At 64.4% G+C, this 25,894-nt stretch carries 27 protein-coding genes and 1 pseudogene; 21 read left to right on the top strand and 7 right to left on the bottom strand.

Annotated features, from left to right (window positions below; genetic code table 11):
* Nucleotides 1–32 precede the first annotated feature (32 nt).
* Nucleotides 33–1,013, bottom strand: a complete 981-nt coding sequence (locus ABL840_RS20385; RefSeq protein WP_418115947.1) for a tripartite tricarboxylate transporter substrate-binding protein — start codon at nucleotides 1,011–1,013, stop codon at nucleotides 33–35.
* 269 nt (nucleotides 1,014–1,282) lie between these two features.
* Between ABL840_RS20385 and ABL840_RS20380 the strand changes: the two genes are divergently transcribed.
* Nucleotides 1,283–1,984 (top strand): FCD domain-containing protein, encoded by a 702-nt coding sequence (locus ABL840_RS20380; RefSeq protein ID WP_418115946.1) that lies wholly within the window; start codon nucleotides 1,283–1,285, stop codon nucleotides 1,982–1,984.
* A gap of 75 nt (nucleotides 1,985–2,059) precedes the next feature.
* Here ABL840_RS20380 and ABL840_RS20375 read toward each other — a convergent pair whose 3' ends face one another.
* Nucleotides 2,060–3,097, bottom strand: a complete 1,038-nt coding sequence (locus tag ABL840_RS20375; protein ID WP_093307743.1) for an alpha/beta fold hydrolase — start codon at nucleotides 3,095–3,097, stop codon at nucleotides 2,060–2,062.
* A gap of 248 nt (nucleotides 3,098–3,345) precedes the next feature.
* Here ABL840_RS20375 and ABL840_RS20370 point away from each other — a divergent pair, with 248 nt between their 5' ends.
* The 7 genes and pseudogenes from ABL840_RS20370 (at nucleotide 3,346) to ABL840_RS20340 (ending at nucleotide 8,387) form a co-directional block, all read left to right on the top strand.
* Entirely contained in the window at nucleotides 3,346–4,206 is an 861-nt protein-coding gene (locus ABL840_RS20370) for a fumarylacetoacetate hydrolase family protein (protein WP_093307741.1), read from the top strand.
* Between the two features lie 82 nt (nucleotides 4,207–4,288).
* Nucleotides 4,289–5,260: a tripartite tricarboxylate transporter substrate binding protein gene (locus ABL840_RS20365; RefSeq protein ID WP_093307739.1), complete on the top strand. Its 972-nt coding sequence runs from the start codon at nucleotides 4,289–4,291 to the stop codon at nucleotides 5,258–5,260.
* A gap of 44 nt (nucleotides 5,261–5,304) precedes the next feature.
* A complete protein-coding gene (locus tag ABL840_RS20360; RefSeq protein ID WP_093307737.1) occupies nucleotides 5,305–5,883 on the top strand; it encodes an amino acid synthesis family protein in 579 nt (192 codons plus the stop codon).
* Between the two features lie 2 nt (nucleotides 5,884–5,885).
* Nucleotides 5,886–6,647 (top strand): annotated as a pseudogene (locus ABL840_RS20355) (zinc-dependent alcohol dehydrogenase family protein); the annotation flags it as partial.
* A complete protein-coding gene (locus ABL840_RS20350) occupies nucleotides 6,578–6,889 on the top strand; it encodes a zinc-binding dehydrogenase (RefSeq protein WP_418116372.1) in 312 nt (103 codons plus the stop codon). The pseudogene ABL840_RS20355 and the gene ABL840_RS20350, both read left to right, overlap by 70 nt.
* Before the next feature lie 38 nt (nucleotides 6,890–6,927).
* On the top strand, nucleotides 6,928–7,488 hold the full coding sequence (locus ABL840_RS20345; protein ID WP_093307241.1) for a VOC family protein: 561 nt from the start codon (nucleotides 6,928–6,930) through the stop codon (nucleotides 7,486–7,488).
* Between the two features lie 422 nt (nucleotides 7,489–7,910).
* On the top strand, nucleotides 7,911–8,387 hold the full coding sequence (locus ABL840_RS20340; protein WP_418115945.1) for a phage integrase family protein: 477 nt from the start codon (nucleotides 7,911–7,913) through the stop codon (nucleotides 8,385–8,387).
* Nucleotides 8,388–8,458: 71 nt separating this feature from the next.
* Here ABL840_RS20340 and ABL840_RS20335 read toward each other — a convergent pair whose 3' ends face one another.
* From ABL840_RS20335 to ABL840_RS20320, 4 genes are all read right to left on the bottom strand, one after another.
* A complete protein-coding gene (locus tag ABL840_RS20335; RefSeq protein ID WP_176947637.1) occupies nucleotides 8,459–9,055 on the bottom strand; it encodes a response regulator in 597 nt (198 codons plus the stop codon).
* Between the two features lie 180 nt (nucleotides 9,056–9,235).
* Nucleotides 9,236–9,604 carry a helix-turn-helix domain-containing protein gene (locus ABL840_RS20330; RefSeq protein ID WP_240652211.1) on the bottom strand — a complete coding sequence of 123 codons (369 nt, stop codon included), beginning with the start codon at nucleotides 9,602–9,604 and terminating at the stop codon, nucleotides 9,236–9,238.
* A complete protein-coding gene (locus tag ABL840_RS20325) occupies nucleotides 9,577–10,038 on the bottom strand; it encodes a hypothetical protein (protein ID WP_418115944.1) in 462 nt (153 codons plus the stop codon). The genes ABL840_RS20330 and ABL840_RS20325 overlap by 28 nt, the downstream gene beginning before the upstream one ends.
* Before the next feature lie 187 nt (nucleotides 10,039–10,225).
* A complete protein-coding gene (locus ABL840_RS20320) occupies nucleotides 10,226–10,726 on the bottom strand; it encodes a hypothetical protein (RefSeq protein WP_103893629.1) in 501 nt (166 codons plus the stop codon).
* Between the two features lie 404 nt (nucleotides 10,727–11,130).
* Between ABL840_RS20320 and ABL840_RS20315 the strand changes: the two genes are divergently transcribed.
* From ABL840_RS20315 to ABL840_RS20305, 3 genes are all read left to right on the top strand, one after another.
* Nucleotides 11,131–14,301, top strand: a complete 3,171-nt coding sequence (locus ABL840_RS20315) for an autotransporter outer membrane beta-barrel domain-containing protein (protein WP_176947642.1) — start codon at nucleotides 11,131–11,133, stop codon at nucleotides 14,299–14,301.
* Nucleotides 14,302–14,339: 38 nt separating this feature from the next.
* Nucleotides 14,340–14,936 (top strand): OmpA family protein, encoded by a 597-nt coding sequence (locus tag ABL840_RS20310; RefSeq protein ID WP_170217173.1) that lies wholly within the window; start codon nucleotides 14,340–14,342, stop codon nucleotides 14,934–14,936.
* A gap of 632 nt (nucleotides 14,937–15,568) precedes the next feature.
* Entirely contained in the window at nucleotides 15,569–16,843 is a 1,275-nt protein-coding gene (locus tag ABL840_RS20305) for a hypothetical protein (RefSeq protein WP_093307235.1), read from the top strand.
* A gap of 179 nt (nucleotides 16,844–17,022) precedes the next feature.
* Here ABL840_RS20305 and ABL840_RS20300 read toward each other — a convergent pair whose 3' ends face one another.
* Nucleotides 17,023–17,772, bottom strand: coding sequence for a Crp/Fnr family transcriptional regulator (locus ABL840_RS20300; protein WP_093307234.1), 750 nt, complete (start codon nucleotides 17,770–17,772; stop codon nucleotides 17,023–17,025).
* Nucleotides 17,773–18,252: 480 nt separating this feature from the next.
* Here ABL840_RS20300 and ABL840_RS20295 point away from each other — a divergent pair, with 480 nt between their 5' ends.
* The 10 genes from ABL840_RS20295 to ABL840_RS20250 all read left to right on the top strand — a co-directional run bounded on the left by ABL840_RS20295 (nucleotide 18,253) and on the right by ABL840_RS20250 (nucleotide 25,876).
* Complete coding sequence (locus ABL840_RS20295) at nucleotides 18,253–18,846, top strand: HEAT repeat domain-containing protein (RefSeq protein ID WP_418115943.1); 594 nt, start codon at nucleotides 18,253–18,255, stop codon at nucleotides 18,844–18,846.
* Nucleotides 18,847–18,998: 152 nt separating this feature from the next.
* On the top strand, nucleotides 18,999–19,598 hold the full coding sequence (locus ABL840_RS20290; RefSeq protein ID WP_093307232.1) for a TetR/AcrR family transcriptional regulator: 600 nt from the start codon (nucleotides 18,999–19,001) through the stop codon (nucleotides 19,596–19,598).
* 251 nt (nucleotides 19,599–19,849) lie between these two features.
* A complete protein-coding gene (locus ABL840_RS20285; RefSeq protein WP_093307231.1) occupies nucleotides 19,850–20,275 on the top strand; it encodes a DUF2147 domain-containing protein in 426 nt (141 codons plus the stop codon).
* A gap of 11 nt (nucleotides 20,276–20,286) precedes the next feature.
* Entirely contained in the window at nucleotides 20,287–21,288 is a 1,002-nt protein-coding gene (locus tag ABL840_RS20280; protein WP_093307230.1) for an NADP-dependent oxidoreductase, read from the top strand.
* Between the two features lie 29 nt (nucleotides 21,289–21,317).
* Nucleotides 21,318–22,022, top strand: coding sequence for an SDR family oxidoreductase (locus ABL840_RS20275; protein WP_093307272.1), 705 nt, complete (start codon nucleotides 21,318–21,320; stop codon nucleotides 22,020–22,022).
* An 80-nt stretch (nucleotides 22,023–22,102) separates the two neighbouring features.
* On the top strand, nucleotides 22,103–23,179 hold the full coding sequence (locus ABL840_RS20270; RefSeq protein WP_093307229.1) for an alkene reductase: 1,077 nt from the start codon (nucleotides 22,103–22,105) through the stop codon (nucleotides 23,177–23,179).
* Nucleotides 23,180–23,265: 86 nt separating this feature from the next.
* Entirely contained in the window at nucleotides 23,266–24,123 is an 858-nt protein-coding gene (locus tag ABL840_RS20265) for an alpha/beta fold hydrolase (protein ID WP_093307228.1), read from the top strand.
* A 192-nt stretch (nucleotides 24,124–24,315) separates the two neighbouring features.
* Nucleotides 24,316–24,687: a hypothetical protein gene (locus ABL840_RS20260; protein ID WP_143123855.1), complete on the top strand. Its 372-nt coding sequence runs from the start codon at nucleotides 24,316–24,318 to the stop codon at nucleotides 24,685–24,687.
* 52 nt (nucleotides 24,688–24,739) lie between these two features.
* Complete coding sequence (locus tag ABL840_RS20255) at nucleotides 24,740–25,195, top strand: hypothetical protein (RefSeq protein WP_093307226.1); 456 nt, start codon at nucleotides 24,740–24,742, stop codon at nucleotides 25,193–25,195.
* A 111-nt stretch (nucleotides 25,196–25,306) separates the two neighbouring features.
* Nucleotides 25,307–25,876, top strand: a complete 570-nt coding sequence (locus ABL840_RS20250; RefSeq protein WP_093307225.1) for a hypothetical protein — start codon at nucleotides 25,307–25,309, stop codon at nucleotides 25,874–25,876.
* Nucleotides 25,877–25,894 lie beyond the last annotated feature (18 nt).

Genomic DNA, 25,894 nt, shown 5'->3' with positions numbered 1-25,894 from the left:
AGTGATGCTGCACGCCGGCAGCCTTGCGCGCATCAGGAGTCCAGCGAGATGCCGGTCGTCTTCACGATGCCCTGCCAGCGCCTGTAGTCCGCTTCGAGAAGGTGCCTGAGCTCCGTGGCGTCCGCCGGGCGCGGCTCCACTTCCAGCCGCTTCGCTGCGGCGGTCAACTCCGGCTTGCCGTCGGCAAGCCGGAGTTGATTCTGAAGCTTGGCGACCGCATCGGCGGGAGCCTTCGATGAAGTGAACAGGCCATACCACTCCACGAGTTCGAGGGCAGGTCGCTTGAGCTCTGTGAAGGTCGGCACCGCAGGCAGCGAAGCGACTCGGCTCGGGTTGGTGACGGCAAGGATGCGTATCCGTCCGGTCTTGTGATACTCGAGCAGCGTCGGCAGGGGGTTGAAGGTCGAGGCCACCTGGCCGCCGATCAGGTCTTGCAGTCCGGGCGCGACACCCTTGTAGGGCACGTGCACGAGGGGGGCCCCGATCTCGCGACCCAGGATGGTTCCCAGAAAGTGCGGTGCCGTGCCGGAGCCCGGCGTCGCGAAAGTCGCTTCCTTGGCGTTGTTCCTCGACCAGTCGACGAATTCCGCGAAGCTCTTGATGGGCGAGGTTCCCGGAACCGCGAATCCGAAGGAGTGATCGCACACGCCTCCGACGGCGGCGAAATCTCCGAGGCTGTCGAACATGGGCTTCTTGTAGAGGTGAGGCACGAGCGACAAGATGGACGATGGCGTCAGCAGCAGTGCATTGCCGTCCGGTGCAGCCATGCGCACGGCCTCGGCGGCCAGTTGGCCGGAGGCTCCCGGCTTGTTGTCGACGATCATGCTTTGCCCCGGCGGCGTCATCAGGGGGGCCAGCACGCGGGCCAGGCTGTCGGCTGTGCCTCCGGGAGGGAACCCGACGATGATCCGGGCCGCATTGGCGGACTGGGCGAATGCAGCGAGGCTCTCCCAGCCCAGCCCCATGGCCGATGCAGCAGCAAGGAGTCGGCGTCTGGTCAAGGTGTTGTTCAAGGTATGTCTCCAGGATTCATGCACCGGCATGGCGGCGCGGATGGGAATGAGTGCGACAGGAGGTGAACTGCCTGCGCGCGCTGCCGTCTCGCGCCGGCTGCAGGGTCGACGTTCGAGACGCGCCTGCGGATCTCGATCGAAGACATGGGAGGGCTCTTTGCCGCAGCTGGCGATTGAATGTGCACGAAGATGAAGTTTATGCATAAAAATAGAAACGCCCTCGGTGTTTTCCCTGCATGCTTTCTTTCTTTGTGCATAAAATGTGCGCCATGAGCTACACGAACTCCAGTGCGTCAGCCGATTCCTCCACGCCTCTGTCGGAGCAGGCTTTTCGCAGCCTTCGCCACGATGTCTTGATCGGGACTTTCGAAGCGGGCAGCAAGCTCAAACTGGAAGAACTTCAGGGGCACTACGGCTTTTCGAGCAGCCCGTTGCGCGAAGCGCTCAGCCGCCTCACGCAGGAAGGTCTTGTGCGCGCCGACGAGCGAAGAGGGTTTCGTGTCGCGCCGATCTCGCTGGAGGACTTGAACGACATCACCGGCATGCGGCTGATGCTCGATGTGCATGCGCTGCGCGGCGCGATCGAGTTGGGTGACGATGCTTGGGAAGGGGCGGTCGTCGCCGCCTTTCATCGACTCGAGAAAGTCGAATCAAGGCTCAGTGACGGCCCCGTGATCCTCGACGAGGAGTGGAGCGAAGTTCACCGCACCTTCCATCTGGCGCTGGTCGCCGCGTGCGCGTCGGATCGGCAACGCATGTGGAGTGCCAGCTTGTTCGATCAGGCCGAGCGCTATCGCCGCTTTTCCGCGCGCCATCGTCAGGCAGGGCGTCGCAAGTCCAACGAGCATCGAAAGATCATGGATGCGACCCTGCGGCGCGACGCGGATACCGCCTGTGCGCTGCTGAGCGAACACATCCTGAGCACCCAGCGCAACGTGGAAGCCGCGATACGCCGCGTCACGGGCGCCTGAGGTATTGCGGGAAGAGCGCCTCCTCGGGCTGACACCCATGGGGCGCCTCCCTGGTACCCGGCGATCGCGGGCACTTCAGTTCTTCAGTCCCTGCCTGGCCAGCCACTGGTCGATCAGCGCGGCGACCTGGTCGGAGTTGCGATCCATCATGAGCATGTGGGAGTTGCCGGTGATGCCGATCTCCGGCAGCACGATGCGCTCACCCTTGCCGCCGGCGCGCGCGAGGCTGTTGCGGAACTTCTCCTGCTGCGCCGCGATGCGCTCCCAGAACGCGAACTTGCCCAGGTTGTCGCCCCAGACCCAGAGCATGGGCACGCCCTTGACGCGCGAGAAGTCATAGGTGTCGGGGTTGGGCGAGCCCGAGGTCTCGACGGCGACCAGCGCCTTGACCTTCTGCGGATACTTCAGCGCGGAATTGAAGGCGAAGTTGCCGCCCTGGCTGTGCACGACGATGACGCAGGGACAGACCTTGTCCACGTAGGCGTCGTAGGCGGCCTGCGTGGCTGCGTCGTTGGTGCCCCAGCGCGGGATCGCCTGCTTGGCGAACTGGTCGAAGGCGGCCACGGGGAACTGCGTGCCCGGCAAGGCGCGGCGCTTGGCGGGATCGGTGGCGTACGAGTCGGTGTCGCCGATGCGGAAGAGCTCCCAGGCCTCCTTCTTCGGGCGGAAGAAGGGCTCGCTCCTGAAGATCTCCGGGTAGCGGGCCCACGACGCGCGGCCGCGCTCGACCGCGTCGCTCACGTAGACGTCGTAGCCCGCGCGCAGGAAGAAGTTCTCCCAGCCGGGCTGCCCGTCGGGCTTGGTCTCGAAGGTGGTGCCCGCCAGTCCGCCGCCGTGCCACAGGAGCAGCGGGTACTTCGCCTTGGGCTTGGACAGCCGCGTGTAGCGCGCATACAGCGCCTCGACCTCGAAGTCACCGTTCGGGTCGAGCTTGAGCGGCGGCGCCCCGGGCGTGAACACGAGTTCCCGTTGCGGCAGGCCCGCGAGCGCGACGGCACGCCCGCCGACATGAAAGCTGCCCATCTCGGCGACCTGCAGTGAAGGGCCGCTCGCACAGCCGACCAGCGTCGTGAGCGCCAGAGCCGCCGCGACGCGGAGGAGGTTTCTTGCCATGGTGTTGTTGCCTCCGTTGTCTTTGGGTTCCGGCTTCGCAGTGTAGGAAGCCGTGCCCGTGCCGACGCATCGTGATTGGCGATGGCAGCGCTCTTCTTTCGCTGCTGCATGGGCCACGTGAATGCACCTCGGATTAAACATGCACGAAGATATTTTTATGCACAAAAACGTCTTCATGCATTAATATGGATATCGGGCGGGGGCTATGCCGACCTGCCGTGCAACGTCCAATCCGAAAGAAGCAACGCATGAAACTGATGTCCTATTCCCTCGCGGGCCGCGAAACCTGGGGCGCCGTCGTCGATGGCGGAGTGGCCGAGCTGGCCGGGCGCACCGGCCACGCCACGCTGGCCGATTTCATCGCCAGTGCGGACTTCGCGCGCCGCGACGCACTGGTTGCAGGGCTCGCCGCCGATGTGCCGCTGTCCGGCGTGCGCTACCTGCCTGTCATCCCGAAGCCCGAGAAGATCGTCTGTGCGGTACGCAACTACATGGACCACCACCAGGAGGTGCTGGCCGCGGGCATGCATCGCGAGCTCTCCGAGCAGCCGCCGATCTTCCTGCGCGTGTGGCGCTCGCAGACGCCGCACGAAGGACCGATCGTGCGCCCGCGCGTGTCCGAGTCGCTCGACTGGGAAGGCGAGCTGGCGGTGATCATCGGCAAGGGGGGCCGCGACATCCAGGAGGCCGATGCGTGGGATCACGTGGCGGGCTACAGCTGCTACAACGATGGCAGCGTGCGCGAGTGGCAGTTCCATGCCAAGCAGATCGCCTCGGGGAAGAATTTCGAAGCGACCGGCGGCTTCGGCCCCTGGATGGTCACGACCGACGAGATCGCGCCCGGGCGCGAGCTCAAGCTCGAGACGCGGCTCAACGGCGAGGTGGTGCAGTCGAGCCACACGGGCCACATGATCTTCTCCATCCCGCGTCTCATCGCCTATGCCTCCACCATCTTCACGCTGGTGCCGGGCGACGTGATCGCCACCGGCACGCCGGCCGGCGTGGGCTGGAGCAAGAAGCCGCCGCGCTTCATGAAGCCGGGCGACGTGGTCGAAGTCGAGATCGAGGCCGTGGGGCTGCTGCGCAACCCCGTGGTGGCCCAGGGCTGAGCGCGCGCTCTCCTTCGAGCCAGCAGCACGCCAGCATCGCGCGAGACGTCCGCACAAGGGCGCCGCACCAGGAGACAAGACCTTGAAACGAAGAACCCTTCTCGCCGCTTGTGCGGCGACGGCCGCCGCATGGCCGGCCTGCCAGGCCCTTGCGCAGGGCTACCCGGAGCGTGCGGTGAAGCTCTACCAGGGCTTCGCCCCGGGCGGCAACGCGGATGCGATCGCCAGGGCCGTGGGCGTCGAGATGGGCAAGGCGCTCGGCCAGCCGATCGTGGTCGAGGCTCAGCCCGGCGCGGGTGGCACCATCGCGGCGGCCACCGTGGCGCGCGCCAAGCCCGACGGCTACACGCTGCTGCTGGCCACCGGCGGGCATGCGGTGGCAGGGGCGTTGTACAACACACTGCCCTACAAGACCGTGGCCGACTTCGAGGCCGTGTCCACCGTCACCTACTTCCCCTTCCTGATCGTCGTCAATGCGGGCTCGAAGGCGCAGGGGCTCGCCGAGATCCTCGCCTCGGCCAAGGCCGCGCCCGGAACGGTCGCGTACGGCACGGCCGGCATCGGGTCGACGCACCACCTCGCGGGCGAACTGCTTACCAAGATGGCCGGCGTGTCGATGATGCATGTGCCCTACCGGGGCGACGCCGCGTCCGTGACCGCGCTGCTCGGCGGCGAGGTGCCCTTCATCATCGCACCGCCCACGGCGGTGCTCTCGAACATCCAGGCCGGCAAGCTGCGCGCCGTGGCGACGACGGGGCCGCAGCGCTGGCCGGGCCTGCCGAAGGTGCCGACGGTTGCGGAGCAGGGCGTGGCGGGATATGACGTGCGCTCGTGGGCAGGCCTCCTGGCACCGGCGGGCACGCCGCGCCCGATCGTCGATCGGCTCAATGCCGAGGCGCTGCACGCGCTGCAGGCCCCGTCGGTGCGGCAGCGCCTGGAAGACATGGGCGGCGAGGCGCGCGGCAGCACGCCCGAGGAGATGAAGGCCCTCGTGGCCCGGGAACTCGAGAAGTGGACCCAGGTGGTGGCCGACGCGAAGATTCCCAGGCAATGAACGAATGAACGGACAAACGAAATGAAGAACGAAGGAATCAAGCCATGCCACTGATCGCGCTGCGCAAGAAAAGCCTCACCGTGGAGACCGTCTTCCACGAAGGCGGCCCGGCACCCGCGAAGCCGCTGCGCATCGCCGCCGCATGTGCGGTGATCCGCAATCCCTACGCCGGGCGCTATGAGCCTGACCTGCTGCCTTTCATGGCGGAACTGCGAAGCCTCGGCACCTCGCTGGCCGAGGAACTCGTGGCCACGCTGGGCAAGGACAAGGTCGAGGCGTACAGCAAGGCGGCCATCGTCGGCGTCAACGGGGAGCTCGAGCACGGCGCGGTCTGGCACGAGGCCGGTGGCTGGGCCATGCGCCAGGTGCTGGGCGATCCCAAGGCCATCGTGCCGGCGGCCAAGGTCGTCGCGGCCACCGGCTATCGCCTCATGGTGCCGCTGCACTACATCCATGCCGCCTACGTGCGCAGCCACTTCAATACCTTCGAGGTGGGTATCCAAGACGCGCCGCGGCCCGACGAGATTCTCTTCGCGCTGGTGATGGCCGACGGCGGACGCGTCCACGCGCGCCTGGGCGGCCTGGCCAAGGAACAGGTCTCGGTGCACGACGGGCAGCGCTGAGCATGACGAAGCACACCATGCGCGCCGTGCAGTTGTCCGAAACGGGCGGTCCCGAGGTGCTGCGGCTGGTCGACCTGCCGTTGCCCGAGCCGGGCCCGGGCCAGGTGCGCGTCAAGGCCGCGGCCATCGGTGCCGGCGGGCCGGACGTGCTGATCCGCAACGGCACCTACAAGTGGATGCCGCCGCTGCCGGCGATCCCGGGCAACGAGATGGCAGGGACGGTCGATGCGGTCGGGGCCGGCGTCACCCGGCTCGCCGTGGGCGATCGGGTGCTCGTGAGTGCGCGCGAGCTCGCGCAGCGCGGCGGCTGCTATGCCGAGCATATCTGCGTGGGCGAATCGGTGCCCTTCGTGCTGCCCGCCAGGCTGGTCTTCGAAGACGCCGTGAGCCTGGGCAACTTCCAGCTCGCCTTGGCCCTGCTGGCGAGCAACGGCAATCTGCCGGCACGGACCATCCTCGTGCCGGGCGCCGCGGGCGGCGTCGCGACCGCGCTGGCGCAGGTCGCGCGTGCGCGCGGGCTGCGCGTGATCGGCACGGCTTCTTCCGAGCAAAAGCGCGCCTTCGCGCTGGAGAACGGCGTGAGCGAGGTCATCGACGGCGATCCGGCGACGCTACCCGAACGCGTGATGGCGCTGACCGACGGACGCGGCGCCGACCTCGCGTTCGACCACGTCGGCGGGGCGCTTTTCATCGCCTGCCTGCGATCGCTCGCGCCCTTCGGCATGGCGGTGTCCTACAACATCCTCTCGGGCCCGCCCGCGAACGACGTCTTCGACGAACTGCGCAAGCTGCTGGGCCGGAGCCTGGCGATCCGCACTTTCTCGATCCACACCGTCGACAGCGATGTAGCGCAGCGCGTGGGTTGATGGAGGACGCCATCGCGCTGATGGCGGCAGGGAAGGTGCGTGCGCCGCGCGCCACCCGCATGCCGCTGGCCGAGGCGCGGCGCGCGCACGAGCTGCTGGACCGCGGTGGCTCGCTCGGCAAGCTCGTGCTGATCCCGTGAATCCAACCGCATTCCATCGAACCCAGACCGAGGCCATCGTGAACGCTCCCTACATTCCCAACCTGTCGCACTGCGGCATCTTCTGCCGCGACCTGGCCGTGATGAAGCGCTTCTACACGGGCGTGTTCGACATGCAGGAAACCGACCGAGGCATCGGCGGTACCTTCCGCTACGAGCTCGTGTTCCTGAGCGGGCGCGATGACCAGCACCACCAACTGGTGCTGGCCGGTGGCCGCGCGCCGGATGCGCCCAGCACCGTGATGCAGCTCTCGTTCAAGGTCGGGACCATCGACCACCTGCGCGAGGCGCGCCGGCGCGCGCTGTCGCTGGGCGCGACGAAGATGCGGGGCCTGAACCACGGCAATGCGCTGTCCATCTACTGCATGGACCCGGAAGACAACACGGTGGAGGTCTACCTCGACACGCCATGGTACGTGAGCCAGCCGCACGGCGATCCGCTGGATCTCGACGAGGCCGACGAGGCGATCTGGGCCCAGACCGAGCGCGTGGTGCGCTCGGACCCCAGCTTCATGCCCGCCGAGGAATGGGCGGCCCGCTTCGCCCGGCGCAGCGAGGCATTGCGCGCTGCGAGCAATTGAATGCGGCGAGCACTCCGGAATCCTGTCCGCCTCGGTAGAGGCACACTGCGCGGCGCCCACCATTGAGTGGCAACGGCCGAAGCGTTGCTGCTCGGTCTTCGCGACACCCACGTCCCCTCGTCCCTGCAGCACAGGGATGCCGCGCTGCCGCAATGGGACGCAGCCCACCCCAACCCCTCTGTCTGGTAAATACTGATCGGCACTCAGACACATGTCCGAATATTGGACATGCAGTTTGTCTGAATGGCGTGCATCGGCTGCCCGGTGCATGAGAAACACCTTGGGGATCAACGCGCAGACGCCTGGCATGCCCCGTGCAGGGACTACTCGATTCGATCCACGGGACGCGCGGATCGTCGGGGTAGGCGCATTCGTGCGTGCTCCGCTCCGTTCGCGCACGAGAACCCTGACACAGGAGACACATGACAAGCATCCCGCGACTTGCCGTGCAGGATGAGGGGGCGGCTACGGGCTGGCTCCACCACCCTCCGAGCGCTCGGAAAACCAGAACGTCCCGCGCACGGGCGGTCGACATCGAGGCCGGCGGGCTGGGAGGGCCACACGCCGTCGCGCCGGCGTATCCCGCGCAGAACGTTCGATCGCGCGCGGAGGCGCCGCAGGCACACGACAGCGTGGCGGTCTGGTTCGCTCCCTTGTTGTCTGAAAGGCTTGCGCAGGCGGGCTTCGGCACGCTGGAGCAACTGGCGCAGCGCATCAACGACACGGGCACCACCTGGTGGTATCCGGTGCGCGGCATCGGTGTGCGGCGCGCCGAGCGCGTCGTTCAATGGCTGCATGAACAACAGGAGAGCACAGGCATCCGCATGAACCCACGAAACCTGCAAGCCCGCGGACACGGCCCATGCAGCAAGGCGGCATCGGAGCACGCGGCTGGATGAGACGGCCGGGGCGTGGTGCGCGCCGCGATCCTGCCTCTTTGAGGCCCGTCGGCGTCGCCGGGCAGGGGGCTTCAGTCCGGAAGGTCGTGGCGCGTTCCCTCTGCGGTTGCCCGAGGCCTGAACTCGAGTTTCCGGCAGGCGCTGAAGTCGTCCTGTGCATGGAGGTCGGCGCTCGACTGCGCAAATGTCTCGGCGAGCATGGCCAGCAGATGTCCAGCCACTCGCGGGTCCAGCGCAATGCCGGTTGCAAGTGAGCGCAGGGTGTGCGCGATCTCGGCATCATCCGCGTCCCTCACCAGATAGCCTGTTGCGCCTGAGGCGAAGGCCGACATCACCAGTCCCCTCTCGTCCGTATCCGACATGGCGATGACCTGCGTGCGCGGCAGCCTCGCGCGGATGTCGGCGATGAACGCCGCTGCGTCGCCGATCGGATAGAGCTGCATGCCGACGAACACAAGATCGAAGGGCAGTGCGGCCAGCATCGCGTTGGCCTCCTCGCATGTGGGTGCGAGCACCACGCGGCGCCCCGGGGCGAGCAGGCCCAGGATGCGCTTCATGCGGTGCGCGACGGCCGGATTGCTTTCCACGACAAGGGCGCCAAAAAACAGCTTGGGTTCGCGATACATCCTTGAGGCGGTGTAGGTGGGCATGGGATCGAACACGGGCATGCTTTCTTCGAGAGTGGAGATCGCTGGCTGCTTGACTGGCGGCGCCCCAAGGTTGCCGCGACGACATTGCCCGAAGATTTCGCGACTTTGCGGTTTGTTGCGCAGGCGGTGCGGGGCAGAACATGGCATCCCACACCGTGTGGACCGCGTTCTTTCATTCCCCTCCAACGGGGCTCGAACTCACCGGTCCGATGCCATCAATGACTTTATAAGATGGGCGATCGAAAAAGTGGTGGCGCTCTTACTGCCATCAGCAATCGATGGCGAAAGACGTCTTGCCGTGTAGCGATCACGGCCCCAGGCCAAGGTCTTGCGAAAGAGCGGTGAGCTCTTGAAGTTTTCTTCCGATCGCTTCATCTGCTCAGCCATATTGCGCCTCAATTCCTGAAACTCGATTCGCCGATGAGCGCCAACAAGCCTGCAGGCAAGGTTGCCAGCTTCGATCTCTTTCACGACGAAAGGGCGAGAGACGTTCAGGAAGTTCGCCGCATCTTGGGTCGTGAGTTCATGCTTCTGAGGCATCAGTAACATGGGCTCGCGCTTCGCCATTTGCCGGAGCACTTCAGCAAAGAATCGCAGCGCTCTCGGAGGGAGTTCCAAGACAGGCGCATTCTTCCCGGTTCGCTCTCTGCGAAATCAAGGATGACTTTGATGTGTTCAGCTTTTGAGCGATCCAGGGCCGCCACCAGACATTGATGAGCCGCCGCAGCCATCTCCGCTTCAGCTGCGCTGGCTGGATCCAGCACGTCGTGCTCTTTCATTTTCGTTCCCCGTGAGTTTGCAGTTGCTGGGTCGTTCGGACGGGGCCTTTTGGAAGTCCCGGCCGAGATGGTGGCGCTAAACGAATTATTCGAAACACCTCTGCAGATATGGCTTCTCCCCCTAAACGCAACAATCAAGGCGTTGAGAGCTGGCACGCTCGGTGTCGTCGCCAGCGTAGATGTCGACTTGCGGAACATGCCGTCCGTCGCGGCGATGTACATCGCGTCGCGGTCCGCGTCGAAGTTCCGACGCGAAGGGCAGACCCTGCGGACGGTCGGCCGACTCTGGAGTGCTGAAGACGAAACCACCGTGCCAGCGTAGCGTCAGCGGGCTCGAGGGGCCCCCCTCATCTCGCAGCCGATAGCGAAGCGCCGGTTGTCCGCGGGGCTCCAGGCAGGCCTGCTGGGGTCAAGATGATGTGGTCGGACGATCACCTATCCCGTGTTTGCGCATCGCTTCCTCTTCGTCCCCGGTAATCCAGCCGAAGACCCTCAGGGCACCGAGCGCGTCAAGCCGCAGCAGGTAGGTATTCGTAAAACGAATCGATTTCTCGCCGCCCTCCACGGTGTACACGGCGTTCCACGCCGCATGAGCGATCGCATGGAGCGCATCGATGCTGGAGACGGTAACGCCTTCCAGTTCCATTCGCTTCATTCCAGTATCCTGGTATCGACGAAAGCCTTCGCTCGTGGCGCGCGCAAATTCCGAGTCGTTGCGTCCGATGACGACTCCGGCCGGGGCAGAGGCGATGAAGGCTTCGGCGTACAGGTCGGACAAGGCCCGCCTGTTCAGCCTTCCAGCAAGTCCCTCATTGAACTCGCGCCCATAGCGAAGGAAGAAATCGCGGAGCGCTGCCTGCCCAAGGGGCGCATATGGCGCCGAAGCGCTCGCTTGGTCGTCTTGTTCCATCGGGCCTCCTTGGTAGAACCATTCTCGGCAGAGGACGATGGGGAGTGTGTAGGACATTGTCCGGGCCGGATCGCATGTGCGTGATCTCAGCGCAGCACTCGCCGCCGCCTCTTAGCCAAGACGCGGTCTGGTCACGAGGAACCTGGCGACTGGGCATTGTTCACAATTTGAAAAGAAGAAATACCTCGAATGTCGGGTGCCAGACATTCGAGGCAAATCAGTCTCTCCTCCCCCTCCTTCGCACGGATAGATTCCGCGCTACTTCGAGGCCTTGCACGGTCGCACGGCCTCGAAATCGCGACCAGCTTGGTGTTCTCGATGGCGGCGAGCTTCTGCATTCGAGCCATCCACCCAACACGGCTGCGCATTCGGCGACCGATCTATATGGAGTACGAGGGAACAAGATGAACAGGACATTTCGGAGTGTCTACAACGAAGCGCTCGGCGCTTGGGTTGCGGCGAGCGAGGTCAGCGCCGCGCGCGGCAAGAGATCTTCAGGCGCGGTGCTCGGCGCGGCCTTCCTGGCCGCAGCGGCGTTCGGTGGCGCATCACCCGCCTGGGCGGTCAGCGAGTGCGGCACCATCGCAGCGGGCGGCACCGTCACCTGCAACGGCGACGGTTCGCCCGCGACCGATGCCGCACCCTATGCCAGCGGCATCTTCTACTCGACGCCTGACGCGAAGCTGGTCCTGGACGGAACCGCCGGCGCCCTGACAGTCCAGCCCGCTACACCCGTGATCGCCGTGGCCAACCGCGGCGGCGCGGGCGCCGGCACGCGCGAGGTGCAGATCAACGGCGACGTGCGCATCACGACGATGGCGGGCACGGCCGGCGGCCCCACCATCGGCGCGCAGGCGTATCAGACACAAGGCGGCAATGCGTTGGTGGTGCAGAACGGGGGCACGATCAACGCCGTGGGCGAGAACGCCTTCGGCATCGCGGTGCGCACGGACGGCGGCGGCACCGCGTCCGCGATCCAGAACGGTGGCTCGATTTCGACGACAGGTACGGGAGGAAGCGGCGTGGCGCTTTTCTCCGAGACCTACAGCACGGGTGCCGCCGTCGCTACGCAGAACGGGGGCTCGATCACGACGAACGGATCGCATGCGGTCTATGCACTGGCACGCGGCAACGGCAGCGCCACGGCGACGCAGACCGGAGGATCGATCAACGCTGCGTCCTCGACCTTCACCAACGCCGGGGTCGTCGCCCAGACCTTGGGCACCGGCGATGCCCACGCGGTACAGACGGGAGGTTCGATCGTCACCAACGGTTTCGGCGGTGCGCTGGGTACCGTGGCGAGTGGCAGCGGCAACGCCACGACGGAGCAACGCGGCGGCAGCGTGACGGCGAACGGCATCAATGCCATCGCGGTTGCCGCAGTCTCCTCGGGTGCCGGCACGGCGACGGCCGTTCAGGCTGCGGGCCTCACGGCGTCGGCGACTGGCGCCAACAGCAACGGCATCGCAGCCTATGCGAGAGGAAGCGGGCGCTATGCGGTCTCGGTGGCCGGATCGGCGATCGGTGGCTCGGGAAGCACTGCTGCGGCCGTGCACACCTCGGGGGCTGGTGGCGGCACCATCGACATCGCCTCGAGCGCAATGCTCGACGGCTCCCGCTCCGGCACTGCTGTCCTGGATGAAACCGGAGCAGTCGTGGTGACGAGTTCCGGCTCCGTGACCGGGGACATCCTCACCAATGCCGGCAACGACTCGATCAGCCTGGTCGCAGGTTCGGTCAAGGGCAAGATCGACGCCGGTGCCGATGACGACCGCTTCACCTGGTCCGGCGGTACGTTGTCGGGCGGCTTCTTCGGTCAGAACGGCTCCGACACGGCCCTCGTGTCCGCAGCGGGCTACAACGGCAGCCAGATCCTCGATGGCGGCGACGATGTGTCTGCGGCCGATGGCTGGGTCGACCGGTTGACCCTGCAGGGCGTCACGGCCACCGCGGGCGGCGACACCCTGCGCAACTGGGAAAGCATCACCCTGGACAACACGCGCCTGATCCTCGCCGGCACGCCTCTAACGGTGGGCGCGGGCGTGGATGGCAGCGGCAATCCCCTGGGCCTGTTCATCCGGTCCTCCAGCAGCGTGTCGCTGGGGCAGTCCGCCTTCACCGTGAACGGCGACGTGCACAACGCGGGCCTGATCAACCTGCGCAGTGCGTCCGGCGTGCCGGGCAACGTGCTGAGCATTTTCGGCAACTACGCCGGGGCGAATGGCATCGTGCAGCTGAACACGGTGCTCGGCAATGATGCGAGCGTCACCGACAAGCTGGTCGTCAATGGCAACACCGGCGGTACCACCCGCGTACTCGTGAACAACGCAGGCGGCGCCGGTGCCGCCACGATCAACGGCATCCAGGTGGTCAAGGTCACCGGTACCTCATCGGAGGGCAACTTCACCCTGGCCGCCCCGGTGCAGGCCGGCGCGTTCGAGTACGGGCTGCACCGCGGCGGTCGCACCGACGGCGACGCCAACAGCTTCTATCTGAGCAGCGTGTACAACCCCGCACCCATCCCCGGGGTGATTCCGGGAGCTGCACCTGTACCGGCCCCGGTGCCGGCGCCCGAGGTGTTCCGTCCCGCGGCGTCGGGTTACGTGATGGGGCAGCTGGCCACGGCCGAGCTGGGCCTGGGCCTGCTGGGGAGTCTGCACAAGCGGGTGGGCGAGCAGCAGACGCTCAAGTGGGACTACTGCGGCTGTGACGCCAAGGCGCCGGAGGACCAGGTCTGGATGCGCCTGCACGCACAGCGCCTGGACGTGGATGGCAAGCGCCAGTTCGGGTTCGAACAGGAGATGCAGTACTTCCAGCTCGGCAAGGATCTGGCGATCCGCTACAGCGGCGACGCCGGTGACAAGTCACGCAGCCACACGGGCATCAGCGTGGGCTACGGGCGCACCAACGTCAACTTCAATGATCGCCGCCGCGGGGATGCGGGCATGGGCTACGACACCGGCAAGATGAAGGGCGAGATGCTGACTCTGGGCGCGTACCACACGCGCTATGCCGACAACGGCAGCTACCTCGACCTGGTGGGCCAGCTGCATTCGGTGCGCAATGACTACACCGACAGGTACGGCGGCGAGGGCAAACAGAAGGGCGCCGGCCTGGGGCTGAGCGTCGAGGTGGGGCGCCCCTGGCAGATCGGAGAAAGCCAGTGGCTGATCGAGCCGCAGGCGCAATTGACCTACCAGGTCACGCGCTACCGCGGCTTCGTAGACAACGTGTCCCCGGTGGGCGGCTTCACTAGCGAGAGCCTGCGCGGGCGCGTGGGAGCGCGCCTGAGCTGGAACGACAAGGCCGAGCGCAGCGACCAGCTCACGCGCACCAACACGTTCTACTTCACTGCCAATCTGCTGCACGAGTTCAAGGATCCAGAAGCCGTGACCATCGGCAGCACCGCGGTGAGTGAATGGGGCAAGCAGACCTGGGCAGAGGTAGGTGTCGGGGCACAGCTGCCGCTGAGCAGGACGACCTACCTCTATGGCGGATTGCAGTATCAGCGCTCGCTCAGCGGCGCTCACCGCGAAGGCGTCTCGGGGCAGCTCGGTGTGCGGGTGGCATGGTGAGCGTGGCGCAACTCTCGACAACGACAAGGAAACAACCCATGCACACGAAGAACACTCCGAAGAAGAACGCGCCGAGCTTGCTCGCTCTCGGCACTGCGGCCGTTGCCGCGCTCGTGCTCGCGGGCTGCAGCAGCCTGCACGACGAGCGCTACAACTGGTGCCAGGGACAGAACTGCGCACTCACACCCGTCATGACGCCGGCTGCCGCACCAGCGCCGGTGCCGGCGGCGCCGACGATCCAGCGCGTGACCCTCAGTGCGGATGCTCTTTTTGCCTTCGATCGTTCGAGCGCGGCCGACATGCTGCCGAAGGGGCGCAGTGAACTCGACGCGCTGGCTCGCGCGCTGCAAGGCCAGCAGATGCAGGTGCAAAGCCTGACGATCACGGGGCACACCGACCGACTCGGCGCAGAGGCCTACAACGAAGAGCTGGCGCTGCGACGTGCCAACACCGTGCGCGACTACCTCAAGGGGGCGGGCGTGAATGTGCCCATGGACGTGCGATCGATGGGGGAGCGCGAGCCTGTGACGCGCGATTGTTTAGGCACGCAGCGCACGCCACGCTTGATTGCCTGCCTGCAGCCGGACCGCCGTGTCGTGGTGGACATCCTGGCTCAGACGAAGAAGAACCAGTGAGAAGCGAGAGCGCTGCCGCCCGAGGGAACCCGGGCGGTAGCGCTCCGCTGAAGATTTCCGAAGCACAAGCGAATTCCTGGTTGTGCTGTTGCCGCAAGAACCCGGACTTCTTCGGTGCGAGCCTGAGCTTCGCGAACCCTCCGTCAGCGGGAGTCTGGTGCGCAGGAACTCCGGGATTTCGCTGCTGGAGAACATGAGCGGAAATGCCTGCAACTCCTTTTGCTGCAGATAGTAAGAAATAGGAAGTAGAGAAGTCTCGGGCCCTCCCGTATTCTGGGGATGGCGATCGTCTTGAGAGGGACGGAATGATCTTCGTGCCTGCAGCATTCGCTTTGCGTTGTGTCTTCTGATCGCGGTTTCTCAAACGGAGAGCCGGAGATACCTCCCCGAGCCTCGACAGCCAGGTCAAGTTCCACAGTCGCCGGTGCCCGCGGTCTTCAACATGTCTGGCAAACGAAACGGCCCAGGCTTGTCTTCATTGCAATCCGGGAACAGGGACAGAGGGCTGTCGAGCTCTTCGTACCGCGTGAATTGGGTACCAACGCACGGCGTGATCCGAGAGTCGAATTTCGGGCGTGGATGGGTCCACTGCTGCACGAGGCTCTATCGTCAGTCAAGACAAAGGAAGGCCAATGTCCGCACCCATCGAAATCAGGATCAACCCAGACTGGGCCGATCCTGCGACGCGCCCCGCATGCAAATATGCGCCGATCGTTGTCGAGAAGATCCAGAGCGTGCCAGCAATTCAGACGATGAAGGAGGTCCTGGAAAAACGCGTCAACACGTGCCGCTTGCTCGCGACGCAAAACGACAACCCTCATCTGCAGGGCACCGGCTGGTTCTCGTTCCTGCGTGCAGGTCCCTCCCACACGCCTCATCTGCGCTCCTCGAGCGTGCCTGTCATCGTCATCAGCGGAGGGAACGCGCTGAAGCTGGCCCAGGATCTGAACGCGGACCACAGCCTTGCATGGCATCCGGCGAATCTTCGAAACGAGCCGTTGTATCTCCTCGTCCACAAGCTCGATTTCAGGACCTATCAGGGTGCGCTGTCGCGCATCATGAACAGCTTCCGGAACATGCACCTGATCGGCTGGGACGGCGGAAAGATGACCGGCTTTGGTGCTGCCCGCGCCGCGGCACTGGCGTTTGCCGACTCCTTGCCGTACCGACCTCAGCAGATTCTTCTGATGGACCAGGATGTGGCTCAGACTGAAGGGACGCGGCACACGAGGCCCGACGTGCAACGCAAGGTCACGGACCTGCACAATCAGTTTGCCAAGCCGATCGTCGGGCTTGGGGTCGGCTACCCCACAAGGCAGCCTGTTCCAAAGCCGTTCGCAAACGTGCCTTATCCGCGCCTGAAGGACTTTGCGTCGCCCACTCAGCAGTTCGTGTCCATCAAGGCACCGTTCCGGCAGCGCGCGCAAAGCACCCTTCACCCCTATCTCGCCAATTCGAACTACCTGAAGACAGACGATGGGCTGTATCCGGCGTTCATGGTTGCGGGTGGTGAGGACATGCTCGCAACCTACGAGCTCGACCTGATCCAGGATGACCACAACGACACCCTGCGCCACGAGCGGATCGTCAAGAAGGCACTTCAGGGGCCCAACGATCCTCAGAATCTGTATTGGAACAATGCGCGTGTCGAGACATTGGAGCGGCTCTTCAGGGAAGAAAAACGCACGCCCCTCAGTTTGGAAGGCGTGCCGTATACGCTGGAAGGGCTGTTGCTCTTGTTTACCCATAAGGGCTGGCAGGCAGGTCATCCCACTCCGGAGTCGTACAACAACGCCGCCTGCATCATCGAGCGCATCATCCTGCGCTACTTCAAGATTTCACCGCAGGGAACATTCGGGCACAACGAAGTCTTCCAGCAAAGAAAGGGCTTCATTCCCGTTGTGTGACACCCTCGTGCATGCGTCTGCGCACGCCTTCTGTCGCTCGGGGAAGCGGGGGGCGGGCTTTGCCCCGCACTGTTCGTGCCCCACCGCCCACCTGCGTGGTCAGCGTGCCGTGCTCGTCGCAGGCGCAGGCTTAGCCCGGCTGCTGCGCCCGGGCAGTGCTCGGCGATTCCTGTGCGAGCCTACAGAACAGCACTCGAATGACTTCGCAGGACCTTCAGATCAAGCACGCTGATCGAGTTGTAGTTGAGGCCAATCGCGCCGCTTTCGGCCAGCTTGCGAAGGGCCTTGTTGACGGACTGCCTCGTGACCTGCAACAGGGCCGCGAGGTCTTCCTGGGTGATCCGCAGGCCGATCTTGATGACTGATCCTTCCTTGCTTCCGTAGAGCATCGCCAGTCTTTCGAGTGTCGATGCCAGGCGCTGGGAAAAGGAGCCCATCCAGGCACCGAGCAGGGTATCCAGTACCTGTCGATGCTGCTTCATCAGCATGACGGTCATGTCTCTCCACAGCGCAGGCTGCTCGTCGAGAAACTGCAGGATTAGCGCCGTTGGCATCTGAACGACTGTCGTATCGAGACAGGCACTGAAGTCATAGAGAACCCGCTGATCCGGCTCCGGACTTTCCATGCCTTGCGTGTTCTCAAGCAGGCGCACCAAGCCGATCAGGCTGCCAGGGCCCAGCAGCGTCACCGGAGCGCGCGGCCCCCGGGGCGGCGTGCGGCTGACGATGACATGCCCCGAGATGATCGTGAAGGTCCAGGGCTCACCTGCCTCGACCCCGACAAGCTCGTGCCGGGCGAAGCGCCTGACGCGCGACTTTGCGAGCAGTCGTTGCATCGAGCCTGCGGGCCAGGGACCAAAACCCGAGGTGAGCCTCAGTGCATGCTCCATCAACGCGACGTCTTTCTGGGCGAGTTCGAAATCTGCCATTGCTTCGTGTTGGCCCTCTCGCGAACAAGCATTCACGAGAGAAGAGGGTGATGGAGCGCCGCGGGTACGGATCGTTTTTTTGGTTATTTTTTATAGCTTAATGGATCGTGGAACGTGATGTCGTTTTTCTGCGCGCCTCAAGCTCGACTTCGAAAGGAAGACGGTTCATCGAGTGGGCTCTGGAGAGTCAAGAAAAAGGGCCTCATCCTAGGAATGGCAATGCGGTGCTACTAGCACAATGTTTGGAACGGTTGATTGCTGATTCGGCAATCGATGAACACTGCACTTGCGGACGGCACCTTCACGGTGTGCTGACCATGACCGCCCCACTTGAACGAAGTCGCATCGACGAACCGCTTACGCACGACTGGCAGCGCAGGTCGAAGGCGGTCTCGGGGCCGGTTGCGGACATTGCCGCTTCTTCATGGCAGCCGTTCGAGGCAGCGCGTACCATGCCGGTCCGTCCGCCGACCCGTTGAGATGGAGGGTTGCCTCATGGTGATTTCCTTGCGCCGATCAGACGAAGCCGCCGACCTGATAGAGGTGCTGGCCGTGCCGTATCGGGCGACCGCCGCCTACAGGAGCCTGCTGCAGTTGGGAGCGCGAGCGCTCCCCGCGGTTCGTGCCGGGCTGCGGCATGGCAATGCCGACGTGCGTTTTCACTGCTGCCAGTTTCTCGACCGATACCTGCAGCCCGACACGCTGGCGGACCTGCTCGCAATGCTGGACGACGCCGATCAGCGCGTGCGGATCACGACACTGCACACACTGGCTTGCGATCGTTGCAAGGAGGGATCGTGCCAGCCGGAGGAGGCCGAGGTTCTTCCGCGGGCGATGGAACTGCTGGCGAAAGATCCCAGCGCGCATGTTCGGGCCATGGCGATCGAGGTCGTCGGCCGGTTCGTCCACGGCAACCGGCATGCCGCGGCTGCGATCGAAGCGGCCGTGCAGTCGGACCCGAGCTCCGCGGTCCGGAAAAAGGCCGGGTGGTATGCCCCAGGGGGCGCTATCCATGGACGCTCCGCTCCGGGACGGCCTCGAAGAGCCGTTGCCTCACCAAGCGGAGATGGCTGAGCGCAGCCCCTGCTGCAAGTCTGTGTCCCGCTGCGCCTAGCCGGGTCTGGGGCCGGTCCCGTGGGTTCTCGAAGCCAAGCTGCTTGGCGTTGCAGACTTCTTCAACGAACCGAGCTCCATCGGACCGCGACACAGGCGTTTTGAATTAATGTATGATGAACATCATGCGAAATGCAAAAGGCAACGCCCGAGCAGCGGCCAAGGAAGAATCCCACGAACGGATCGTGGTGGCCGCAGCGCGGGCGATCCGTCGCAGTGGCTATGACGGCACCGGGGTCGCCGACATCATGAAGGAGGCCGGTCTGACCCATGGCGCCTTCTATGCCCATTTCGAATCGCGCGAGGCCATGCTGGCGGAAGCGGCGGGCCGCGCGTGCGCCGAGTCTGCCGCGGCAGCGGCGGACGTTGTTGCCAATGTGTCCTCGGAACAAGCGCTGGAGTGCATGCTTCGCACCTATCTCTCGCAGGAGCATCTGGAGCAGATTGAGATGGGATGCCCCTTGGCCGCGCTGGGATCGGAAACGCCGCGCCAAGCGCCCGAAGTACGCCGGGTGACCACCCGGCATATCAAGGCAATGATCGATCTCGTCGCCCGCCAGTCGCCGGATTGGGGGCAGTCCGGCGCGCATGAACGCGCACTCGTGACCATTGCCACGATGGTGGGCACATTGCTGCTGGCTCGTGCAGTCGACGAGCCAGCGCTGTCGAACAGCCTGCGCGAAGCGGCACTGAAGCACCTGGCCCATTCCTGAATTCACCGATCCATACGGCTTTTTGCTCGCCTCTACATATGATGATCATCATGCGATGTTTGGATTTTCCCCTTAGACGCAACGTCCCTCTCTCCACTTGGCCGGGCCTGTCGGCCTTGATGGGGCACGAGTCGCATGGGCGAGGAAAAAACGTCGGGCATCACTCCCGCCCCTCAGCATGGCGCGCACGCGCAACCGTCAAACCCGCTTCTCGCGGCCTCGCAACCCGGCTCGCGTTTTCCTTCCTGGCGATGTCGCTGACTGCAGCGCTCGCAGCCGTCAATGCGCGAGCCGACCAGACATCGCCCACAGGTCTGTGGAAGAACATGGATGACGTCAGCGGCAAGCCTCGAGCCCTGATCCGCATCACGGAGTCGGGCGGAATGCTGCTGGGCAGGATCGAGAAGGTGTTTCCTGGTCCCCAGGAAGACCCGAATCCGAGGTGCACCAAGTGCGAAGGCACGAACAAGGACGCACCTGTCGTCGGTCTGGAGATCCTGAGCGGTCTGAGCAGGGAGGGGGGCGAGTACGTCGGCGGCCAGATCCTCGATCCGGACAACGGCAAGGTCTACCGCAGCAAATTGCGCCTGAGCGATAACGGCAAGAAGCTCGACGTGCGCGGTTACATCGGTGTGCCCATGCTGGGTCGTTCGCAGACCTGGTTGCGCCAGGAATAAGGAGGACAACCATGAAAGCATTTGTTCTCGATCGATACGGCAAGAAGGTCGCCTTGCGATCGGCAGACATCCCGATGCCCGAACTGCGTGATGACGAGGTTCTGGTCCAGGTACACGCCGCTGGCGTCAACTTGCTGGACGCCAAGATACGGGATGGCGAATTCAAGCTCATCCTGCCCTATCGCCTGCCCCTCGTACTGGGCCACGATGTTGCGGGCGTCGTGGCCAAGGTGGGGCCGCGCGTGCAGCACTTCAGAACGGGCGATGAGGTCTATGCGCGAGTCGACGATTTCCGGATAGGCACCTTCGCCGAATTCGTGCCGGTCAAGGAGGCCTCGCTGGCACTCAAGCCCAGGGGTCTCACGATGGAGGAAGCCGCTTCCATCCCTCTGGTGGGCCTGACGGCGTGGCAGGCGCTGGTTGTGAAGGCCAATCTGAAGAGGGGACAGAAGGTCTTCATCCAGGCGGGTTCGGGCGGCGTGGGCACGTTTGCCATTCAGTTGGCCAAGCATCTGGGCGCCACGGTCGCCACCACGACGAGCACGGGCAATGTCGCGCTCGTGAAGACCCTCGGTGCGGATGTCGTTGTCGACTACAAGTCGCAAGACTTCGAGGACATCCTGCACGGCTACGACGTGGTTCTGAACAGCCAGGATGGCAAGACGCTCGAGAAGTCTCTGCGGGTGCTCAAAAGGGACGGCAAGCTCACCTCCATCTCCGGGCCGCCCGATCCCGAATTCGGCAAGGAAATCGCGGCACCGGGTTTCGTGAAACTGGTCATGCGGCTGTTGAGCTCAGGCATTCGACGCAAGGCGAAGGGCCGGGGCATCGACTACGCGTTCCTCTTCATGAAGGCCAACGGCAGCCAGCTGCGCGAGATCACCCGCCTCATCGAAGCCGGAGCCATCCATCCCGTCGTCGATCGGATCTTTCCCTTCGCGTCAACCAACGAGGCCTTGGCTTATGTCGAAGCGGGCCGAGCGAAGGGCAAGGTCGTCATCAAGTTCAAGTGAAGCTGCTTTTTTCCACCTTGGAGATTCCCATGAAGATCGAAAACACTGTTGCCCTCGTCACCGGCGCCAACCGCGGCATCGGCCTGGCATTCGCGCGCGCGCTGCTTGCCCGCGGTGCGCGCAAGGTCTACGCAGCCGCGCGCGATCCCGCAACCGTCACACAGGACGGTGTGCAGGCCCTCCGGCTCGATGTCACCCGCCCGGAAGATGTGGCGGCCGCTGCGGCGCTGGCATCCGATGCGACGCTGGTGATCAATAACGCCGGCATTGCGCAGCCAGGAGGCTTTCTGGCGGCCGACAGCGAGGACGTCGCACGGCGGATCTTCGAAACCAACTTCTTCGCTGTGCTGCGCATGAGCAAGGCCTTCGCGCCGATTCTCAAAGGCAACGGCGGCGGGGCATTGCTCAACGTCCTGTCCGTGGCCTCGTGGGTGAACGGCGGGGAGCTCGCTGCCTATTCGGCAAGCAAGTCCGCGGCCTGGTCGCTGACCAATGCACTGCGCAGCGAACTGGCGGCGCAGAAGACGCAGGTGCTGGGGCTGCACATGGCCTATGTCGACACCGACCTCACGCGTGGCTTCGACGTTCCGAAGTCCAGTGCGCAGGAGATCGTCAGGCGCGCGCTCGATGGCCTCGAATCGGGCCTCGATGAGGTGCTGGCGGACGACCTCACCCTGCAGGTCAAGCAGGGCATGACCGCGGCGCGGCCCAGCTACCTTCCGCAGGCGTCGTGAGCCCGACACGCGCCAGATCGCTGAAGCTGCCCATTGCCTCTGACCAGGCCTCGAACGACCTCCATCTGTCCAGGATTTCCATGCTTTTCGAACCTCTCGTCACCCCTTCGATCCGGCTCGCCAACCGAACCGTCATGGCGCCGATGACGCGCAGCCGCGCGGTCAACGCCAATACGCCCAACACCCTGATGGCCGAGTACTACGGCCAGCGCGCTTCGGCGGGGCTCCTCATCACCGAAGGAACTTCGCCATCGCCCAACGGCCTGGGCTATGCGCGCATTCCCGGCCTCTTCAACGAGGCGCATGTGCGCGGATGGAAGGTTGTCACCGATGCGGTCCATGCCAAGGGCGGCAAGATCTTCGTCCAGCTCATGCACACCGGCCGCGTGAGCCACACGGCCAACCTGCCTGCGGGTGCGGAAGTGCTCGGACCGACGGCCAGCCCGTGCCCGGGCGACATGCACACCGACTCCCAGGACATGCAACCGCACAGCGCTCCGAGGGCCATGACCGCGATCGATATCGCCCGCGCGGTCGACGAATACGCGAACGCTGCGCGGCTTGCCATCGAAGCAGGATTCGACGGCGTCGAGCTCCATGCCGCAAACGGCTATCTGATCGAGCAGTTCCTGAACGCCAATGTGAACCAGCGTACCGATGCCTATGGCGCAGGCATCGAAGGGCGCAACCGCTTCGCGCTCGAGGTCGCCAGTGCCACCGCGGCCGTCATCGGTGCACAGCGTGTCGGCATCCGGCTGTCGCCGTATGGCGTGTTCAACAGCACGGGCGCGTTTCCCGAGGTCGAGGCGCAATACCTGGCGCTCACAGAGAAACTGTCGAAGCTGGGCCTGCAGTATGTCCACCTGCTAGACCACTCGGCGATGGGCGCTCCGCCGGTGCCTGCCGAGTTGAAAGCCCAGTTGCGCACCGCGTTCCAGGGCCTGTTCATCCTCGCCGGCGGCTTCGATCGCGCCAAGGCCGAAAGCGCGCTCGAAGCGGGCCAGGCGGACCTCATCGCCTTTGCCCGTTCCTTCCTTGCCAATCCCGATCTGGTGGAGCGCATGCGAAACGACACGGCGCTGAATGTCATCGACACGGCGACGTTCTACACCCCCGGCCCCAGGGGCTACACCGACTATCCGGTCCTTGTCGCTTGAGGGACGCTAGCGGCACCAACGATCGAGTCAAGACGCCGAGCAAGGCTGATCAGCCGACCACATGAGCACCGTGAGGGTGGAGCAACATGAACGAGCCGCAAGAATTGAAGAGCACCTGGAAAAGCGTACGAACGCGAACGATCACGGCGGGCGGTGTGAAGTTCGCCTACCGGGAACTCGGGGCGGACAACCCCGGCCCACCGCTTGTGTGCCTCATCCATCTGGCCGCGGTGCTGGACAACTGGGATCCCCGGGTCATCGACGGGTTCGCGGCCAGACATCGTGTGATCGCGTTCGACAACCGCGGTGTCGGTGCTTCGAGTGGTTCTCCGTCGGCATCGATGGAGGAGATGGCGCAGGACGCGATCGCTTTCGTCGAGGCAATGGGCTTCGATCAGGTCGACCTCTTCGGATTCTCGATGGGCGGAATGATCGCCCAGGAGATCGTGTTGATGAAGCCCGCGCTCGTGCGCAAGATGATCATCACGGGGACGGGCCCCGCCGGTGGCGAAGGCATCAGCAAGGTGGCGCGGGTGACGTACCTCGACATGCTTCGGGGCTGGCTCAGCTTCCAGGACCCGAAGCAATTCCTGTTCTTTACCCGAACGCCCTCCGGGATCCGCGCGGGCAAGGAGTTCCTGCTGCGCATCCAGGAACGTACCGAAGATCGCGACAAGAAAATCACCGTGGCCGCGCTGCAGGCCCAGTTGAAGGCGCTGCGCCGGTGGGGCAACAAGGCGCCTGCGGACTTGTCGAAGGTTCATCACCCCGTCCTCGTTGCGAACGGCGACAGCGATCGCATGGTCCCGAGCAGAAACACCCGCGATCTGGCCGAGCGGCTCCCGAACAGCGAACTCATCATCTATCCCGATTCCGGACACGGCGCGGTGTTCCAGTTCCATGGCGATTTCGTGCGCAGGGCGCTCGCATTCCTTGCGCGCTAGTGAATCTCGCCGCCATCTCCGACGGCGGGGCTGGCTTGAGTGGCAGTCCAAAGTGGGACTGATTGAAGATCAGCATCGAGAGCTGAGCAGGCCTCGAAATCGTCGGAGTGCCTCTTCGGTCGCGAATCGCCGCAACCATATACTCCGCCGAAGTCGCGAGGCCCGTGCCTATCCCCTATTCGACGCTGTCATATGCCATCAGCAAGTCTGCCGTTATCCGAAGCTCTGTTGCGGGCAGACATGCAGGCGCTGCATCGGAAACTTTGGGCGCGAACCATCAAGCGGCAGGCTGACGAAGCGTTTCGCAGCTACTCGCATGTCAGAGTGCTCAAGCAATCCTTCGAGACACTCGTGTCCGCCGAGTCGTCGGACTTCGACGAATTCGAGCCTCATGACTATGACGGTAGGGAAAAGGCCACCTCGTTCCTGCTGAAACGGCTGCTGAGTTCACTTCAATTGTGGCAACAGGAACTGAAGTGCCACAACCTGGGCACACATGAACCGGAGGAGATCGGCGCCTGCGTGAGAGCTCTCAAGAAGCCGAAGATCCAAGTCAGCTCCTAGCTCGCTCGAACTGCGCGCCCTGTCTTTGCCACCAAACCCTGGAACGCAACCCATGCCGCCCACTATCGCCACACGCAAGCCGGTCGATGAGCTCACGGCCTCGGACCTCGAGGCGTTTCCTGTCTGGGAGTTCGCCCTGGATGAGGAGGAAGACGCCGAAGAGGAGCAGGACGAGACCTGGGTGAAGCCGGTAGCAACCGGCGAAGTGCCGGTCGACGGCAGCTCGCTCAGCGTGGCGGTCGTCCTCAGGCTGGCCAACGGGTTGATCTACCCGGGGGTGATGTTCTGCGACACCCATGCCGGCTTCGACATCGCCGCGATAGCGCTTCTCACGACCGAAGGCCGCGTCCTGTTGTCGCCCAGCGATTCGCCTTCCGAAATCCGGCGCAGCCTGAAACGGCTGGGATTGACTCATGTGCAGGTCTTTCCGCTGGACTATTGCACGCGCGCGCCGTCGGCGCGCACCGGCGCCTTGGAGCGCGGCACGTTCAATGTTCAGCAGGCCTAGTCTCTGGTCGGGAGGCCGAACAGTTCTTGCAAGCAACTGACGTGTCTTGTCTCCATGAGTGACGGGCGACTTCCGGACGTCAAGAAAACTTCGACAGGGAGCGAATCGCCGATGTCTGTACTTGCCCGCCCGTTCTTCAATCTGGCGGTCCTCAAGGTGCCGCTGCCTGCGTTGGTCGCTGCCTTTGGCACGCTGACCTGGCCGATCAGCGCCAAAGCGACTCCACTCGTTTTTCCGTCACAGCCTTACAGCAGCAACGACGCCGATCCGCCTCTGCTGCTCTGGTCGCCAGCATGCGCACCTGAGCTCACGGCCTTCATGCCACGGGTGAGTTCGGGCGACTACTTCGTTGTCGAGTACGCATGCCGCCGCTTCGGCTTCGCGGGTATTGCCCTCAGAAGCACCATGCAGGATGTCGAGTGGCCGCTCAACGAGTTCATCGTGTACGAGTCGAACGAACTCCAGCGCCACGTCCGAGCCATGAAGGACTCGCCGCGCTGGGACTTCTACACGGAAGGGGCGCTTCTGGACTTCGAGAACGAGACGGCGTACATGGCCCGACGCGTACGCGACCGCCTCCAGCGTGAGTTGCTCCTCGACTACGTGGCTTCCTGGGGCGCTCCTGTGGGCCACCCCGAGTTCTGGTCGAGCTACCAAGAAGCCATGACCCTCGTGCGCTAGTCGCGACGTGATCGAGAC

This window comes from Variovorax sp. NFACC27 (assembly GCF_048301545.1).
Classification (GTDB): Bacteria; Pseudomonadota; Gammaproteobacteria; order Burkholderiales; family Burkholderiaceae_C; genus Variovorax; species Variovorax gossypii.
The sequence above is the reverse complement of the archived record's forward strand: the minus strand, read 5'-3'. Positions and strand labels throughout refer to the sequence as shown.

What these genes read in the sequence shown, in the direction of transcription:
- ABL840_RS20280 (WP_093307230.1), top strand. Translation starts at nt 20,287, where the DNA reads ATGAAAGCATTTGTTCTCGATCGATACGGCAAGAAGGTCGCCTTGCGA.
- ABL840_RS20375 (WP_093307743.1), bottom strand. Translation starts at nt 3,097, where the DNA reads ATGGCAAGAAACCTCCTCCGCGTCGCGGCGGCTCTGGCGCTCACGACG.
- ABL840_RS20340 (WP_418115945.1), top strand. Translation starts at nt 7,911, where the DNA reads ATGACAAGCATCCCGCGACTTGCCGTGCAGGATGAGGGGGCGGCTACG.
- ABL840_RS20330 (WP_240652211.1), bottom strand. Translation starts at nt 9,604, where the DNA reads ATGGCGAAGCGCGAGCCCATGTTACTGATGCCTCAGAAGCATGAACTC.
- ABL840_RS20315 (WP_176947642.1), top strand. Translation starts at nt 11,131, where the DNA reads ATGAACAGGACATTTCGGAGTGTCTACAACGAAGCGCTCGGCGCTTGG.
- ABL840_RS20305 (WP_093307235.1), top strand. Translation starts at nt 15,569, where the DNA reads ATGTCCGCACCCATCGAAATCAGGATCAACCCAGACTGGGCCGATCCT.
- ABL840_RS20325 (WP_418115944.1), bottom strand. Translation starts at nt 10,038, where the DNA reads ATGTACATCGCCGCGACGGACGGCATGTTCCGCAAGTCGACATCTACG.
- ABL840_RS20275 (WP_093307272.1), top strand. Translation starts at nt 21,318, where the DNA reads ATGAAGATCGAAAACACTGTTGCCCTCGTCACCGGCGCCAACCGCGGC.
- ABL840_RS20380 (WP_418115946.1), top strand. Translation starts at nt 1,283, where the DNA reads ATGAGCTACACGAACTCCAGTGCGTCAGCCGATTCCTCCACGCCTCTG.
- ABL840_RS20250 (WP_093307225.1), top strand. Translation starts at nt 25,307, where the DNA reads ATGTCTGTACTTGCCCGCCCGTTCTTCAATCTGGCGGTCCTCAAGGTG.
- ABL840_RS20360 (WP_093307737.1), top strand. Translation starts at nt 5,305, where the DNA reads ATGCCACTGATCGCGCTGCGCAAGAAAAGCCTCACCGTGGAGACCGTC.
- ABL840_RS20335 (WP_176947637.1), bottom strand. Translation starts at nt 9,055, where the DNA reads ATGCCCGTGTTCGATCCCATGCCCACCTACACCGCCTCAAGGATGTAT.
- ABL840_RS20300 (WP_093307234.1), bottom strand. Translation starts at nt 17,772, where the DNA reads ATGGCAGATTTCGAACTCGCCCAGAAAGACGTCGCGTTGATGGAGCAT.
- ABL840_RS20310 (WP_170217173.1), top strand. Translation starts at nt 14,340, where the DNA reads ATGCACACGAAGAACACTCCGAAGAAGAACGCGCCGAGCTTGCTCGCT.
- ABL840_RS20285 (WP_093307231.1), top strand. Translation starts at nt 19,850, where the DNA reads ATGTCGCTGACTGCAGCGCTCGCAGCCGTCAATGCGCGAGCCGACCAG.
- ABL840_RS20290 (WP_093307232.1), top strand. Translation starts at nt 18,999, where the DNA reads ATGATGAACATCATGCGAAATGCAAAAGGCAACGCCCGAGCAGCGGCC.
- ABL840_RS20270 (WP_093307229.1), top strand. Translation starts at nt 22,103, where the DNA reads ATGCTTTTCGAACCTCTCGTCACCCCTTCGATCCGGCTCGCCAACCGA.
- ABL840_RS20370 (WP_093307741.1), top strand. Translation starts at nt 3,346, where the DNA reads ATGAAACTGATGTCCTATTCCCTCGCGGGCCGCGAAACCTGGGGCGCC.
- ABL840_RS20255 (WP_093307226.1), top strand. Translation starts at nt 24,740, where the DNA reads ATGCCGCCCACTATCGCCACACGCAAGCCGGTCGATGAGCTCACGGCC.
- ABL840_RS20295 (WP_418115943.1), top strand. Translation starts at nt 18,253, where the DNA reads ATGGAGGGTTGCCTCATGGTGATTTCCTTGCGCCGATCAGACGAAGCC.
- ABL840_RS20320 (WP_103893629.1), bottom strand. Translation starts at nt 10,726, where the DNA reads ATGGAACAAGACGACCAAGCGAGCGCTTCGGCGCCATATGCGCCCCTT.
- ABL840_RS20265 (WP_093307228.1), top strand. Translation starts at nt 23,266, where the DNA reads ATGAACGAGCCGCAAGAATTGAAGAGCACCTGGAAAAGCGTACGAACG.
- ABL840_RS20260 (WP_143123855.1), top strand. Translation starts at nt 24,316, where the DNA reads ATGCCATCAGCAAGTCTGCCGTTATCCGAAGCTCTGTTGCGGGCAGAC.